Raw genomic sequence first — 252 nt, forward strand, 5'->3', positions numbered from 1 at the left:
TAAGGCTAAATACTCCCTAGCGACCGATAGTGAAACAGTACCGTGAGGGAAAGGTGAAAAGCACCCCGGAAGGGGAGTGAAATAGAACCTGAAACCGTGTGCTTACAAGAAGTCAGAGCCCGATCTAGGGGTGATGGCGTGCCTTTTGTAGAATGAACCGGCGAGTTACGTTCCCGTGCAAGGTTAAGGTGAGAAGCCGTAGCCGCAGCGAAAGCGAGTCTGAATAGGGCGACGAAGTACGTGGGCGTAGAC

General features: G+C 52.8%; 1 rRNA gene. It reads left to right on the forward strand.

Annotated elements, in window-relative coordinates:
* Positions 1-252: ribosomal RNA gene (locus RJP21_RS31120) — 23S ribosomal RNA — on the forward strand; the annotation flags it as partial.

This window comes from Paenibacillus sp. VCA1 (assembly GCF_031583795.1).
Classification (GTDB): domain Bacteria; phylum Bacillota; class Bacilli; order Paenibacillales; family Paenibacillaceae; genus Paenibacillus_AQ; species Paenibacillus_AQ albilobatus.